The following is a 15690-nucleotide window of genomic DNA, read 5'->3' as shown; positions in this document are numbered from 1 at the left end:
TGACCTTGGAGCACGTCTCCGCGTTCAAGCCGCTAAGTTGTAGTGGCTTGCCCTGTGGGGTAGTGCTCCAAGGTCGTTATATAAGATCGCTCAGGATAGGAAGGAGCTGGCTGACGCTGTGAGTAAAGTAAAAACAAATAACATGAATATTAATGCGAAATCCAGCGCGATCGGCTGGTCGTTTATTGCGATAGCTGTCATTATGATCTGCGCCTTTTATTTCTACCCAATGATTAAGGCACTAATGCTGTCGTTCCAATCCGGGACAGGCACGAACTTGCATTATGTTGGCGGAGACAACTATGCAAGACTGTTTAAAGATCAGACATTTATTGCTGCACTAAAAAATACATTTATTTTCTTAATTATTCAAGTGCCGATCATGATTGTGCTTGCCATGTTTATCTCGGTATTGCTAAATGACAGCAAACTGAAATTTAAAGGATTTTTCCGTACGGCGATCTTCCTGCCGGCTGTAACATCACTTGTTGCTTACTCGGTTATTTTCAAATATTTGTTCGGTACTGACGGCTTGATTAATGCAGTGCTTACCAAAATGCATCTTGTTGATGCACCAATTCAATGGATTACCGACCCGTTCTGGGCTAAAATTACGATTATTATCGCCATCACATGGCGTTGGACCGGATATAATATGATTTTCTATCTGTCTGCCCTGCAAAATATTGATAACTCCATTTATGAAGCAGCACGAATTGACGGCGCTTCTGCATTCCGTCAGTTCAGCCAGATTACAATTCCGCTACTTAAGCCAATTATTTTGTTTACATCGATCACTTCTACAATCGGTACGCTGCAGCTGTTCGATGAGGTTATGAACATTACGAAGGGCGGGCCTGGTAACTCGACTACAACGCTGTCCCAATATATTTATAATCTGTCGTTCAAATACACGCCTGACTTCGGTTATGCGGCGACAGTATCTTATGGAGTCGTAATTCTTATCGTTATCTTCTCGATTCTTCAGTTCAAACTGGCAGGTGATAAAAATGGCTAAACGGATATTCACCTATGTTTTCCTGTGCATTGCAGCCATTGTGTCGATCTTCCCATTCATTTGGATGATCATCAGCGCAACCAACAAATCGGTTGACGTTACGAAAGGCTCGTTAATGCCGGGCTCTCACTTGTGGGATAACTGGCAAAAAATTATGGACCAGGTCGATCTTGGACCAGCCATGTTGAACTCTGCGAAAATTTCGATCTCGACAACCATTCTTGCTTTGCTGATCGCATCGCTTGCAGGTTACGGCTTTGAAATTTTCCGCAGCAAAGCGAAAGACATTGTCTTTAACATTTTGCTGCTGTCGATGATGATTCCATTTGCCGCTCTGATGGTGCCATTGTACCGGATGTTTGGCACCATTACGCAAAGTATTCCCGCTATTGGGATCAATACGATGATGGCTGTCGTGCTGCCATCTGTCACAACTGCGTTCTTAATTTTCTTTTTCCGACAAAGTACGAAGATGTTTCCGAAGGAAATGCTCGAAGCAGGTCGAATAGATGGATTAAACGAGATTGGTGTGTTCTTCCGTATTTACGTGCCAACGATGAAAACATCGTATGCGGCAGCAGCCATTATTACGTTTATGTCCAGCTGGAATAACTACTTGTGGCCGCTTGTCGTGTTGCAATCGCCTGAGAAACGGACGATTCCACTCCTTATTTCGAACTTGGGCTCCAGTTATGCACCGGACTACGGTGTTAACATGCTTGTTATTTTGATCGCGACGCTTCCGACGGCTATTGTCTTCTTCCTGATGCAGAAGCATTTTGTTGCAGGAATGACAGGATCGGTCAAGTAAAGTCGTATATTAATTTCATGCTTACGCAGTAATGTATCATCACGATGGCCTTGGCACGGCTATTGTGATGATAATTCATTAAGCTAATGCTTACGAAGCAATGAATCATCACAGTAGCCTATTACAAGGCTATTTGTGGTGATAATTCATTAAGTTAATTGCTTACGAAGCAATGAATCATCACTGTAGCCTATTACAAGGCTATTTGTGGTGATAATTCATTTTAGGGGAGGAAATAAACAGGATGAAGGCAACAAGGGCAGACATCAATTGGCTGAGCGATCCGACGGTTTACCGGGTAAATCGTTTGGACGCGCACTCCGATCATCGATATTATCACACGATGGAGGAAGCGAAGCGCAAAGCGCCAATGGCGATGCGCCATGATTTGAACGGTAACTGGAAGTTCAGCTACGCGGTTAATGTGGCTAGCCGGATCGAAAACTTCTATACGCCGGATTATGATTGCAAAGGCTGGGATGATATCCAAGTGCCGGGTCATATTCAGATGCAAGGCTATGGCCAATTGCAATATGTAAATACAATGTACCCTTGGGACGGTCTGGACGGCGTTAGACCTCCAGCAATTCCTGTGTCGAGTAACCCAGTTGGGAGCTATGTGAAGCATTTCCGCAAGCCAGAATCGATGACAGGGCCAGTGTATATTTCATTCCAAGGTGTAGAATCTGCCTTCTATGTATGGCTGAACGGCGAATTTGTCGGCTATGCGGAAGACAGCTTTACGCCTTCGGAGTTTGATCTGACACCATTTATCAAGGACGGCGACAACAAGCTGGCTGTTGAAGTATTTCAGCGCAGCTCGGGCGCTTGGCTCGAGGATCAGGATTTCTGGCGTTTCTCGGGGATTTTCCGTGATGTGTACTTGTACACCGTGCCTGAAATCCATGTGAGAGATTTGTTTGTTCATACTGAGCTGGATGACAGCTATTCGAACGGTAATCTAAAGGTTGATCTGGATTTACTGCAAGCTGATGCTGCGGCTTCGGCGAAGCTGGAGCTTAAAGATGCTGATGGTACAGTTGTTGCTGCAGGTGAAGGTGCGTTTGTGAACGGCAAATTGTCTCTTGCTGTTGCTGCAGGCGAAGTGAAGCTGTGGAGTGCGGAGTCACCCTATTTGTACAGTATTTACTTGTCGGTATTGAACGCTCAAGGCGAGCTTGTGGAAGCAATCGTACAAAAGGCGGGCTTCCGCCGTTTCGAAATGATCAACAAAATTATGCATCTGAACGGCAAACGTATTGTGTTCAAGGGTGTTAACCGCCATGAATTCAACGTTCGCAGTGGCCGTACGATTACAGCTGAAGATATGCTGTGGGACATTAAGACGATCAAAGCGAATAATTTGAATGCTGTCCGTACTTCACACTATCCAAACCAGACGCTCTGGTATGAGCTGTGTGATGAATACGGCATTTACCTGATCGATGAGATGAACCTGGAATCGCATGGCTCGTGGCAGAAGATGGGCGCAGTTGAGCCGTCCTGGAATGTGCCAGGCAACCTGCCGGAATGGCAAGGTTCCGTACTGGATCGTGCAGAGTCTATGCTGGAGCGGGATAAAAACCATCCTTCGATTCTGATCTGGTCTTGTGGTAATGAATCGTATGCAGGTGAAGTTATTCAGAATGCAACGAAATACTTCCATGCGAAAGACCCAAGCCGCCTTGTTCATTATGAAGGTGTGTTCTACGATCGCAATTATGAAGCGACAAGTGATATGGAAAGCCGGATGTACGCGAAACCGGCCGATATTATTGCGTACTTGGAAAGCAACCCGTCCAAGCCATACATCAGCTGCGAGTATATGCATGCGATGGGCAACTCGGTTGGCGGTATGCACAAATATACTGAGCTTGAGCAAAAGTACCCCATGTATCAAGGCGGCTTCATTTGGGATTACATGGATCAGTCCATTATGACCAAAGACCGCTACGGTAATGAGTTCTTCGCTTACGGCGGCGATTTTAATGATCGTCCTACCGATTACAGCTTCTGCGGCAACGGCATTGTGTTCGCTGACCGTCGTGAAACGCCTAAGATGCAGGAAGTGAAGTTCCTGTATCAGAATGTGAAGCTTGCTCCTTCGCGGGATGGCTTAAAAGTAGTCAATGAGAATCTGTTCGTGAATACAAATGAATGGGCATTGTCCGTACGTTTATATCTGAATGGTGTTGAAGTTTATAGCTCGACTGGTGTAGTAGCGGTTGAAGCAGGAAGCGAAACCGTTGTACCATTGTCGCTTCCTGAAGAGGCAATGAAGCTGCCAGGTGAATATGCCATCCATACAGCGCTTGTTCTGAAGCAAGATGAATTGTGGGCGGAGGCCGGTCATGAAGTGGCCTTTGGCGAGTATTTGTTTGAAGTTGCAGCAGAGAAGGCTGAAGTGCCAGCTGGCTCAATTAGCGTAGTCGAAGGCGACGTTAATATCGGGGTTATGGGTGATGGCTTTACAATCCAGTTCTCGAAAGGTGTCGGCTCGCTGGCATCCATTCGATACGGCAAACGTGAGTTCATCGCAGCACCTCCAGTACCACAGTTCTGGCGTGCAATGACCGATAACGATAAAGGCTATGCGCAGGGCTATGATGCAGGCGTGTGGTTCGCGGCAAGTCTGGCACGCAAATGCCTTAAAGTAGAACTGAATGTGGCAGAGTCAGGCGACCGCGCAACTGTTGCGTTCGAATACGGCTTCAGCATCAATGCTGAATTACGTGTTCGTACGACGTATACCGTGTTTGCGGATGGAAGCATTCAAGTGAAGACGGATTACAAAGGTGCGGCAGGTCTTCCGAATGTTCCTGTTGTTGGGCTGATGTTCAAGCTGTCCGCTGATTATGATCAGACAGAATGGTATGCGATGGGGCCGGAAGAGAACTACATCGACCGTGCATTTGGTGCACGTCTTGGTACATTCAGCCGTGCGGTGAAGGATCTGCCAACTCCTTATCTTGTACCACAGGAGACAGGTAACCGTACGGGAGTACGCCGTGTTCGTATCACGGACAGCCGTGGCTTAGGTCTGCAATTGACCGCATCAGCTTCGGCACCGGTGGAATGTAATGTCTCGCCATACACAGCGTTTGAGCTGGAGAATGCGGCTCATCACTATGAGCTGCCGCCAGTTCACTACACCGTAGTAACAGTAGCTGGACGTCAAATGGGCGTTGGCGGCGACGACAGCTGGGGAGCTCCGGTTCATCCGGAATACCAGATCCCAGCGGATCAGAATCTGAGCTTTACGTTTACGATTTCGCCGATCGATCGCTCGTCGAAATAAGATATGTAGAGAAAGGGGTTGTCCCATTTGGGACAACTCCTTTTTTTCTGGCCAATAATTGACATTGGATAAGATTCCCTTTACAATCTAGCTAATTGAATAAGCACCGGGGGCTTGATGAAGTCAGGCTGAGATTGTGACCGTTTGTCACTGACCGTATCTGATCTGGGTAATGCCAGCGTAGAGAATGAATATGTCGATAAATAGGGATATAATAAAATTGTTTATTACAATTTTCTTATATGTCCTTGTTTTTCTTTCCCCTGGTGCAATCCGTCTTGCCGTAAGGTGTAGATGGAGTTCAGCGGAGGGAAGCCGATCTAAAACAGGCCAAAGACCGCGTCCATTCGGAGCGGTCTTTTTTATTTTTAGTTGGATCAACTCCGCATAATTACAATCATGCTGAGGAGGAATCGTAATGTCCACTAATGAAACGAATCGAACCGAAATTGTCCCGAACATCCATGCCTTTCCGGGCAGCAAGAAGGTGTATGTGCAAGGCTCCCGCTCTGATGTGCATGTCCCGATGCGCGAGATCGCGCTTAGTACGACGTCAAGCCCTGCAGGAGATCAGCCTAATGAGCCTGTAAGAGTATACGACAGCAGTGGCCTGTACACGGATAAAGATTATAAAGCAGATATTCATCGAGGGCTGCCGCAGATCCGCCGCCAGTGGATTCTAGAACGCGGCGACGTGGAGGATTATCAAGGCAGAGCGATTAAGCCAGAGGATAATGGGTTCAAGCACACAGATCTATCAAACTTAACAGAAATATTCCCGAGTTCAGGTTGCTGTCCTCTTCGAGCCAAGCAAGGTTCTAACGTTACGCAGTTGCACTACGCCCGCCGCGGAATCATAACCCCTGAGATGGAATACATCGCAATCCGCGAAAGTGTCGAACCAGAGTTTGTGCGAAGTGAAGTGGCCCGGGGGAGAGCAATTATACCATCAAACATTAACCACCCGGAAAGCGAGCCAATGATTATCGGGCGCAATTTCTTAGTGAAGATCAATGCCAATATCGGTAATTCCGCCGTCGCCTCGTCAATTGAGGAGGAAGTGGAGAAGATGAGTTGGGCAACACGTTGGGGAGCCGACACGGTAATGGACCTATCAACGGGCAAGAACATTCATACAACACGTGAATGGATCATCCGGAACTCCCCTGTACCGATAGGGACAGTGCCATTATACCAAGCACTGGAAAAGGTCGGCGGTAAAGCCGAAGAGCTGACCTGGGAAGTTTACCGTGATACGCTGATTGAGCAAGCTGAACAGGGAGTGGATTACTTTACGATTCATGCAGGCGTACTGCTGCGTTATATCCCACTCACGGCAAAACGCGTCACTGGAATCGTCTCGCGCGGCGGCTCCATTATGGCGGCTTGGTGCCTCGCCCACCATCAGGAAAACTTCTTATATACACACTTTGATGATATTTGCGAGATTATGAAAGCCTATGACGTTGCCTTCTCGCTTGGTGACGGTCTGCGGCCTGGTTCGATTGCCGATGCGAATGACGAAGCGCAGTTCGCGGAGCTCAAGACGCTTGGTGAACTGACACAGGTTGCGTGGAAGCATGATGTACAAGTCATGATCGAAGGTCCAGGGCATGTGCCGATGCATCTTATCAAAGAAAATATGGATCGTCAGCTTGAGGTGTGCCAGGAAGCACCATTTTATACACTTGGCCCCCTGACTACGGATATAGCACCTGGCTATGACCACATTACCTCGGCGATTGGTGCAGCGATGATCGGATGGTTTGGCACGGCGATGCTGTGCTATGTTACGCCTAAGGAGCATCTTGGACTGCCGAACAAAAACGATGTGCGTGAAGGCGTTATTGCATACAAGATAGCCGCCCATGCCGCGGATCTGGCTAAAGGCCATCCTGGTGCTCAGCAGCGAGATAACGCTCTTTCCAAAGCACGCTTCGAGTTTCGCTGGCGTGATCAGTTCAATTTGTCGCTTGATCCTGAGCGGGCGATGGAGTACCACGATGAGACACTCCCGGCCGAAGGGGCCAAGACCGCTCATTTCTGCTCGATGTGTGGACCGAAATTCTGTTCGATGCGTATTACGCAGGACATTCGAGCGTACGCCATGCAGCAAGGACTGAATGAAGCTGAAGTGTTGGAGAAAGGACTGGAGGAGAAGTCCCAGGAATTTAGAAATACCGGCAGCTCGATCTACCAATAATAGTTGAAAAGCCGCATAACTGCGGCTTTTTTATATGCTAGCGTTCTGATCCTCTAGATGTCAGCTTTCATACAGGTGTAGTACCCAAATCCTGACCTAAATGGATGGATTTTGTTCTGTAGGACTCGGTTCCTATTCTCTTCTGATTATTATCGGCAAATTACAGTGTAAACTTAGGAACCGCCGTATACCAAAACGGTACGTACGATGGTGTGGGAGGTCGGCTAATCAAATAATGATTAGCCTCCTACCCGATTACAAACAAGCTAGAGGATTTTAATTTAGGGTTGACAGCATGGAATGTAAGCGCTACTATTGTCTCATCACTAGTTTATGTTGAGTTTTGGCACGTTCCCATTTCTATGAGCTGTTATTACTTTAGAGGCTCGAGGGGAATGGAGGATTCGGTCAAAGCTGGGAATGCAATTTGTTTTAACTCATTTTGGGAACGTTCCCAAAATGAAAACATGCAAGCAATGGAACAAGGAAATATCGGTTAACGTTAGCTTTTCCGTATGGCATCCGATAAGTCCATATCCATTGATATCGTTGCTTCATTTTTGGGAACGTTCCCAATATTAAAGTATCTTTGAAGTATCACTTTTTGATAAAATGGGAACGTTCCCAAAAAAAGTATTGGCAAGAATGTGAAAAACTTGGGAAACGATAACAGAAATGAGTGATTGCAAGTGGCGCCAACGATTCATGATGTGGCAAGATTGGCCGGAACGTCCAAAAGTACCGTATCCCGCTATTTAAATGGACAACAGGTTAAAAAAGCAACCCAGGAAGCACTGGAGAAAGCAATCAAGGAACTGAATTTTCACCGAAACGCCAATGCGCGCAGGCTGGTCCTGGACAGGACGAATATAATCGCAGTCGTCGTTGACAACATTTCAAATATATTCTATTCCGGCATCATTCGAGGAATTGAAACGGTTGCGAATATGAAAGGCTACAATTGTATCTTTCTGAGCTGGACGTCCAATTATGAGGATGAGATTTCGTTTCTTAACATGCTTTACGAAGGCCAGGTGGATGGCGTCATTCTCGTCAGCTTCCAAAAGAGGACCGAAGAAGATTTGATCCTCATCAGGGATTCCAACTATCCGATTGCTCTTATTGGCGATCACGGGGAAATGAATGATATTTTCTCCGTCGATGTGGACAACGCAGCGGGGGTATACGAAATCGTCGAATATTTGCACAGTCTCGGCCATCGCGATATCGCTTACATTTCAGGTCCCGATCATGCGGCCGCGAACAAATACCGCTTCAAAGGTTATCTGAAGGCGATGGAAACGCTCGGCATGGAGTACCATCCCGAATGGGTTGTTCAATCCGACTGGAGCAATCAAGGCGGGTATCAGGCGATGCAGAAGCTTCTGCAGGCGAAGGGCTTTACCGCCGTCGTTGCTTCTAACGACGAGACGGCAATCGGAGCACTGCGCGCCACGCAAGAACATGGCATGAACGTGCCAAGGCAGATGTCGATCGTTGGCTTTGACGACATTTCGATTTCGGAGTGGGTCTATCCGTCGCTCACCACCGTTAGACAGCCATTCCAGGATATTGGCATGAAGGCGGCCCATGGCTTGTTCCAAAAAATTGAAGAAGATGAAAATACCGATCCTGACAATCATTACTTACTAAAGCCAAGACTCATCATTCGCGATTCCTGCGGAAAATTATAGAAAGAGGTGAGGGAGAATGGGCTCGAAAGTCAACAAAACACATTACGGCTACTATTTCATCGCGCCTTTCTTCATCGGGTTTGCCGTATTCGGTTTGGCTCCGATTCTGTATACCTTGTACTTAAGCTTCATGAAATGGGACGGTTTCAACGATCCCGTCTATGTCGGCGTTGCAAACTACACGCGGCTGCTGCATGACAGTTTCTTCTATCAAACCATTTGGAACACGCTCATTATTTGGGTGTTATCGAATGCGCCTCAGCTCGTCCTGGCGTTGCTGCTGGCACTGATCCTGAACGAGAAATTCATTCGAGGCAAGCATTTCTTCCGTGCCGTATATTTCTTCCCGCACATTATCACGCCGGTTACGCTTGGTGTTATCTTCAGTCTCATGTTCGATTGGCAGACGGGCAGCATCAACAAGCTGCTGATGAATCTTGGCGTCATCGACGATCCGGTCAACTGGTTCAATAGCCCTTGGTGGTCGCGCGTCATTGCTTCCGCGGTCATCTGCTGGCAGTACTTTGGATTCAATATGATCGTATTTATCGCCGGCTTGCAGTCCATTCCAAGCGAGGTTTACGAAGCGGCGGAGATGGACGGCGCATCGAAAAAGCAAACGGCGCTGCATATCACACTACCGCTGCTCCGGCCGGTCTTCTTGTTCGTATTCATTACCTCCGTCATTGGCGGGTTGCAGCTGTTCGACGCACCGCTCATGCTCGGAGACGGTCCGGGCAACACTTCGCGGACGATGGTCATGTACTTGTACGAAACGGCATTTAAAAACTTCGATTACAGTTACGGCGCAGCGGTCGCTTACGGCATTTTCATTGTCGTCATGTTTTTTACGGCAATAACCGCCAAAGCCTCAAAGCTGAAGGATTAAGGAGGCGCAGCACATGGCCAAAGTCATTACAAAAGGATTTCTGTACCTGTTTCTTATCGTCGTGGCGGCTTCCTGCTTGATTCCGTTCTATAGCATGTTCATCACCTCGACGCATGCCAATTCGGATATTGCGCGGAAGCTTCTCCTAATTCCCGGTGACCAGTTCTTCGACAATTACAATCGTTTGAAGGAGACCGTCAACATTTGGCGAGGATTCGCAAATACGCTCTTCATTACGGTTTTATCAACGATAATCAATGTGTATTTCGCAGCATTGGCAGGCTACGGCTTCTCGAAATACAACTTCAAGTACCGTAACATGCTGTTTCTGATCGTGCTGGGTACAATGATGATTCCTGGACAGCTCGGCATTATTGGCTTTTTTAAGCTGATGGATTCACTGCACATGCTCAACACGTACTGGCCGTTAATTCTGCCGTCGATTCATAATGCATTCGGGATATTCCTGATGAGGCAGTTTGTCGATTCGTCGGTACCGACGGAAATCATTGAGTCGGGCAGGATGGATGGCTACGGTGAGCTGCAAATTTTCAATCGCATCGTGCTCCCGATCATGAGTCCTGCGCTGGCGACTTTAGGTATCTTCGCTTTCATCGGCAAATGGAACGACTTCCTGACCCCGATGATTATTCTTTTCGACAACAACCTGCAGACGCTGCCGGTTATGATCGCGAGTTTGAAGTCGCAGTTCACCTCTGATTTCGGCGCGCAGTACGTCGGCATCGTTATTGCGGTCGTACCTGTTCTGGTCTTCTTCTCGTTCATGTCGAAGCGGATCATCGACGGGGTTGCGGCAGGCGCTGTGAAAGGTTGATGTATTTATCGGACTCCATTGAAAGAGGTGATGCCTTCGCCAGCCAAGGCATTTATTATCCATTAGCGGATTAGTACAAGCAGAACATTCCGCATCGGTAAGTGTTATGCAATCATGGGTTTCATTTCAAACGTATCGACTATATTTCCTAACCAAAAAGGGGAGATCGATTTTGAAAACGAGAAAATGGCTGACGATGGCTACATCGGTCGTGTTGGCTGCAAGTCTTACGGCAGGCTGCGGCAACAACGGCAACAATAACAACACGGCGGGCGATGCAAGCAATGCAAACAACGGCACCGCTAATGCGGGTGCTTCAAACGGAGGCACGAAAGAACTATCGGGCAAGCTTGTTATTTGGACGTTCTTCGACCAGGTGAAAGACATGGCGGAGCAATTCGAGGCGAAAAATCCCGACGTAAACATTGAGGTTAAAATGTTCCCGGGCGACCAATACCAAACGAAGCTTCTTACAGCGCTTCAATCCGGAAGGGACGTTCCCGATATATTCGATCTGGAACGCGGGTACATTGGCAAATTCATCGATTCCAAGTTTCTGACGGACTTGTCCGCCATGGGCGGCGATGATTTGGTGAAGGATTATATCCCTTACGTTCAAGAGCTCGGACGATCGTCTGACGGCAAACTTCGCGCGATTTCCGACCATTCTTCGCCGGGCGGGTTCTGGTACCAAAAAGACATCGCGAAGCAATATCTGGGTACGGATGATCCGGACAAAATCGGCGAAATGGTCAGCTCCTGGGATAAAATCATTGACCTTGGCAAAAAAATCGCGGCGGACAGCGGAGGCAAAGAGCATCTGATCCAAAACGCAGGCGACCTGTTCGACATCGAAGCGTACAATACGCAGCCATGGGTCAAAGACGGCAAGCTGAACATCGATCCGAAATGGCAGACGATTTTTGAAACGCAGCAAAAAATCCGTCAGGGCAACGTGGACGCGAAGCTTCCATTCATGTCGGCGGGCTGGGGCAACGCCTTAAACGACGGCAGCGTCGTGCTGACTTCGATGCCGGCTTGGGCAGGCTTCATGATTGACAACAAAGACAATAAAGCAAATGGAAAATACGGCGTAGCCAAAACGCCGGAAGGCTTCTATGTCGGCGGTACGTACCGCGGCATATACGACAAGTCGGACAACAAAGATTTGGCCTACGAATTCATTAAGTACATCGCAGGCACGGAATGGCAGCAGCACAATTTGGAAAAAACAGGCAATATGCCTGGCAGCGGCAAAGTATACGAGTCAAACCTAGATACGTATACATCCCCGTTCTTCGGAGATCAAAAGATTTTGAAGCCTTACTACGAATCCGTTAAACAAATGCCTGCTATCAAGGCGGACAAATACGGCGAGGATATTCTCAGCAAATGGAGAAAAGCCGCAGGCGACGGCGTCACAAACAACTTAAGCTACGAGGATGTCGTGAAGAACTTCAAGAAAGAAGTGAAAAATACGTTCCCGGAAATCAAAGTAGATTAAAAAGACAAACCAAAGGAGCGGCTGCTTTCCAAAGAAGCAGTCGCCCATTTTTGGAAGGAGAATAGAGCCCGATGAGCAGCATTCGTGAATATGTAAATCAACTTCGGATCATCGACGGACATGAACATCTGGCGACCCCGCAAATTCGAAAGAAAGAGAATCAGGACTTTTTCTCATTAATGCATTATCTGGATTCCGATATGGTTACGGCCGGCATGGAGCGAGGGGCGCTCGGCAATAAAAAAAGCAGTGAAGAGGAGCGGGCTGCAACATTCCTGAAATACTGGGAACGAACGAATAACACGACCTATGCGCGCATGTTCGGAAGCGCAATGCAGGATTTATACGGGTTCAATGACTGGAGTGTAAAGGGCATCCTGGATGTCAACGAGAAAGTAAAGGCGGCGACGCATGATCCCGACTGGTACAACGAGGTCTTGTTCAAGAAGTCGGGCATAGACTTGGCATTCACCCTGATTCAAACGACAAAGCTGGAATATGACTTATTTAGACCAATTATGTTTATGGACTTTACTTTTAGATTGCGAAATCGGAAGGATATTCACGGCATAGAACAAAGTGCCGGTATGACCGCGCATACGTTCAAAGGCTACTTGGATGCCGTGGATGCCTTATTGCATAGATACAAACAGGAAGGTATGGTCGCAACCAAGCTAGGGCATGCCTATTGGCGTTCGCTTGCCAGTTCGAAGCCGACCTTCCATGAAGCGGAGTCGGAATTCAACCGGCTGCTCGGCTGTACGCTTGACGAAGGGTTGTCCCAGTTGGAGACGGCATCGCTGCAGGACTATCTCATTCATTTTATCATTCAGCGTTCGATTGCGTACGAGCTGCCAATTCAGATTCATACTGGCCACCATGAGACAAGCGTTTCGAGCAACGGCAATCTGATTCCCAATTCCAACGCGGCTCTGCTGCTTCCTTTGCTGGCCGAATATGAAGAGGCGAAGTTCGTTCTGCTGCATTGCGGGTTTCCATATCATGACGCCTACTTGAGCATGGCAAAAAACTATCCGAACGTGTATACGGACTTCACCTGGACTTACATTATATCCCCGACTGCGGCCAAAGGAATCCTTCACCAGATGATCGAGATGGTACCGCAGACGAAAATCCAAGGCTTCGGCGGAGATTACAATCATGTAGAGGGTACTTATGCGCATTTGAAGCTGGCGCGCAGCATCGTCGCCGACACGTTAGCCGAGAAGATCGCGGAAGGCGCGATGAAGGAAAAAGACGCGATGCGGTTTGCGGACCGGATCTTCCGAGAAAATTTGATTGAGCTGTATCAGCTGGATCTGTAAGCCGAAAGGAAGGGATGCAACATGGGGTGGAGATCGGACTCTAACGGTAACGGCAGAGAACTCAGAGTGTACGAGCACGGGAAAGATGGCAGTTCGGCCTATATGCGCTTTGACCGGCTGCTTGGGATCTGGAATGCCGAGGGACGCGAGATTGGCGAGCTGGCAATAGATGAGATCGCCTCGGATGACGAAGGCGGCCTTCGCATGTCGGGCTCGTCGGAGCTGTATGAAGCCGAGGCTGTCTGGAGGGCAGCTCCAGACGATCCTAGCGTCTATGACGTTACACTGCGATTTGTATATAAAGGAGACGCGCCAGGAGAATTCGGGCTTACGTTCGGTTGTGAGCTGATCGGACCTGGGAGACCGGACTGGATGATCCCCGGCGCGTTCTATAAAGAGAACCGGTTCGAGAAGAACCTCCGCATGTATCCTCGCTACGACTACAGAGGTGGGAAGCATAGCGAAATGGTATCCGATTATTGGTCTTTTCGTTCCGACCGGGCAGCGCTCCCGGCGGTATTCGCCTGGAATGACGAAGCATGCGGCGCGCTTTGCACGGACGAGATGTCAGAACTTGGCTTGACGGGTATTGGTTTCCGCGGTAACGAGGAGGGCACTTCGATTTGGCTGGATTATCCGTACCGTGAGGAACCTGTAACCTTTGTCGGTGATGCGCTGCCCCGGCCGGCGGATATCGTGTGCGCCCGGTTTCAACCGGGGCGGCAGGTGATGCTGAAGATGAATGTATATGCGGCGGGATCTGATCCGCATGCCTATAACCCCTTCGTGCGCCGAATGTACCGGCTGCATGGCGCCGAGCATGAGCTAAACCCTTGGATGGGCTTAGAAGAGGCTGCGGAACTGACCGCTCACGGTCTGTACACATGGCATTACAACTCTGAAGAAGGCATTCTTAACGAGACGGCAGCGTTCGACCGCGAATTCAACAACAACGTGAAAGGAATGGGCGACCGTCCCCATATGCATGTGGGCTGGGTCAGCGGAGCGCCTTATGCTTACGCCCTGCTTGCTTATGGGAGGAAAAAAGGCATTGCGGCCTATGCGGAAGCAGGTGCCGCAGTACTTGATAAAATCGCAGGCGGCGTCTCGCCAAGCGGCATTTTCTGGGCGTCCTGGGTAGCTGGCAAAGGCTGGACCGCCGGATGGAACCCGAAGTCAGACTGGCTGCAGGCGCGAACGATTGCCGAAGCAACCCTGTTCATGACAAAAGCGCTCACGTTCGAGCGAGAGCAAGGCACAGCGCATCCCGATTGGGAAGAAGCGGTGTTGTCCAACCTGAACTTTGCGGCATCCCATCAACGGGAGGACGGCAATTTCGGCTCCTATTACAACTGCCAGAGCGGCACGGTTGAGGAATGGGATGGTGCCGGGGGCATGCTCTGGATCTCTGCGCTTCTTGCCGGGGCAGCCTATTTCGGAGAAGAGCGTTTCTCGGAAGCGGCTGTACGGGCCGGCAGCTATTACGAGAAATTCATCAAAGACGAATATATTTATGGCGCGCCTGAGGACGTGCATCTCACTCCGACCTCCGAGGATGCGTACAATGCAGTTGCCTCGTATGTTCATTTATACGAATTCGACGGCAATCCTGAATGGCTAAGGCTTGCCTCCAGCGCGGCGGACTGGATGATGACCTTCCGCTGGACGTACAATTTACAGTTTCCGCGGCATTCAATGCTCGCGCAGTACGATTTTCGATCGCGAGGTGCGGATCAGGCTTCTACTTCCAATCAGCACCTGCATAATTACGGCTTGTTCTGCGTACCGGAAATGCTGAGGTTATGGACTTATACGAAGGACGATTACTATCTAGACCGAACCCGGGATCACATCGCCTGCTTCCTGCAGTTTATCGCTCGGGAAGATGGGGATTTCAATGCTTACAAGGGCATGGTTACCGAGCGTTTCTATAATACGAATTGCTTCCAGCCAAAGGGCATGATGCTTACGCTGTCTCATTCCTGGTGCATCGGACTTATCCTTTATGCCGCGCAGGAGGCTCAAGCTTACGCTGGCGCCTTACGGCTGTAGTCGATTCTGACTGGCTCAGGGGATTACGATTTAACCACCAAAGGGGGTTCGCGAAATCGTG

The 15690-nt window shown here is 48.8% G+C and carries 10 protein-coding genes; all 10 read left to right on the top strand.

Going from position 1 to position 15690, the window contains the following annotated elements; translation table 11 throughout:
* Positions 1-142: 142 nt before the first annotated feature.
* The 10 genes from FHS17_RS20800 (at position 143) to FHS17_RS20755 (ending at position 15629) form a co-directional block, all read left to right on the top strand.
* Positions 143-1018, top strand: coding sequence for a carbohydrate ABC transporter permease (locus FHS17_RS20800; RefSeq protein ID WP_167280569.1), 876 nt, complete (start codon positions 143-145; stop codon positions 1016-1018).
* Positions 1011-1829: a carbohydrate ABC transporter permease gene (locus tag FHS17_RS20795; RefSeq protein ID WP_167280358.1), complete on the top strand. Its 819-nt coding sequence runs from the start codon at positions 1011-1013 to the stop codon at positions 1827-1829. The genes FHS17_RS20800 and FHS17_RS20795 overlap by 8 nt, the downstream gene beginning before the upstream one ends.
* A gap of 244 nt (positions 1830-2073) precedes the next feature.
* Positions 2074-5127: a beta-galactosidase, LacZ type gene (gene lacZ, locus FHS17_RS20790; RefSeq protein WP_167280357.1), complete on the top strand. Its 3054-nt coding sequence runs from the start codon at positions 2074-2076 to the stop codon at positions 5125-5127.
* Positions 5128-5545: 418 nt separating this feature from the next.
* Complete coding sequence (gene thiC / locus FHS17_RS20785) at positions 5546-7330, top strand: phosphomethylpyrimidine synthase ThiC (RefSeq protein ID WP_167280356.1); 1785 nt, start codon at positions 5546-5548, stop codon at positions 7328-7330.
* Between the two features lie 689 nt (positions 7331-8019).
* Positions 8020-9024 carry a substrate-binding domain-containing protein gene (locus FHS17_RS20780; RefSeq protein WP_167280355.1) on the top strand — a complete coding sequence of 335 codons (1005 nt, stop codon included), beginning with the start codon at positions 8020-8022 and terminating at the stop codon, positions 9022-9024.
* A 16-nt stretch (positions 9025-9040) separates the two neighbouring features.
* Entirely contained in the window at positions 9041-9913 is an 873-nt protein-coding gene (locus FHS17_RS20775; protein ID WP_167280354.1) for a carbohydrate ABC transporter permease, read from the top strand.
* Between the two features lie 13 nt (positions 9914-9926).
* Positions 9927-10748, top strand: a complete 822-nt coding sequence (locus FHS17_RS20770; protein ID WP_167280353.1) for a carbohydrate ABC transporter permease — start codon at positions 9927-9929, stop codon at positions 10746-10748.
* A 172-nt stretch (positions 10749-10920) separates the two neighbouring features.
* The gene (locus FHS17_RS20765; protein ID WP_167280352.1) at positions 10921-12252 is read left to right on the top strand and encodes an ABC transporter substrate-binding protein; all 1332 of its coding nucleotides are present in this window, start codon (positions 10921-10923) and stop codon (positions 12250-12252) included.
* Positions 12253-12323: 71 nt separating this feature from the next.
* Positions 12324-13577, top strand: a complete 1254-nt coding sequence (locus FHS17_RS20760; protein ID WP_167280351.1) for an amidohydrolase family protein — start codon at positions 12324-12326, stop codon at positions 13575-13577.
* Between the two features lie 21 nt (positions 13578-13598).
* Positions 13599-15629: a YyaL domain-containing protein gene (locus FHS17_RS20755; protein ID WP_167280350.1), complete on the top strand. Its 2031-nt coding sequence runs from the start codon at positions 13599-13601 to the stop codon at positions 15627-15629.
* Positions 15630-15690 lie beyond the last annotated feature (61 nt).

Origin of the sequence: Paenibacillus lupini, assembly GCF_011761355.1 — a bacterium.
GTDB classification, from domain to species: domain Bacteria; phylum Bacillota; class Bacilli; order Paenibacillales; family Paenibacillaceae; genus Pristimantibacillus; species Pristimantibacillus lupini.
Note: the sequence above shows the minus strand (reverse complement) of the source record. Positions and strands in the feature narration are given on the sequence as shown.